We start from the raw sequence: 697 nt of genomic DNA on the forward strand, positions 1-697 counted from the left end.
CGATCTGACGCCGGCGCGCCTGCGCGTGGCGCCCGCCGGGCGCAGGCGGAACGACAAGGGCGGACGCGCCGTTGCGCGCGCCATGGCCGCGCCGTGATCCCCGCCCGGGGATGGCGGCCGGCGCAGGCGCGACGGTGGCGATGGCCCATCGGCCTGCGCGGGCCATCCTCGATGCCGGAGTGCCGCAGCGCGACATCGGACGGGATGTCGCGCCCATCGTCATTGATTTTACGATAACGTAACGTTGACAGAACGGAATTATCGTCTGACACCGAGACGTGTGGTCACACGCCTTGGATCCAGACGAATTGCAACGCCCTGTCACCCTCCTTCTCGACGCCAACCCCGACAGCCGCGGCGGCGCCGCGGCAGCGCTCGCGCTCCGCGGCTTCAGCGTGGAGGAGGCGGGGTCGCTCGGGGCCGCACTCGCGCGCCTGGACGCGGCGGATTCGCCGGCCGCGCTGCTCTTCGACATCCACCTGCCTGAAGCCACGCTGCCCGAGGCGCTGCGCCTGATGGCCGGGCGGCACCCCGGCCTTGTCATCGGCGTGATCGGCGCGGCGGAAGCCGAGGAGGTCCTCGCCCTCGAACTCGGCGCCGATCTCTGCCTGCCGCGCCCGTTGCCGCCCGCGCTCGCCGCCGCGCGCCTGCGCGCCAGCCTGCGTGCCCGCCAGGCCGGTGCCACGCGGGGCGGGCC

1 pseudogene is annotated in these 697 nt (G+C 73.9%); it reads left to right on the top strand.

Annotation, left to right across the window (positions count from 1 at the left end):
* Positions 1–308: 308 nt before the first annotated feature.
* Positions 309–697 (top strand): annotated as a pseudogene (locus HW577_RS26030) (hypothetical protein); the annotation flags it as partial.

Source organism: Neoroseomonas rubea (assembly GCF_016106015.1).
Lineage (GTDB): Bacteria > Pseudomonadota > Alphaproteobacteria > Acetobacterales > Acetobacteraceae > Neoroseomonas > Neoroseomonas rubea.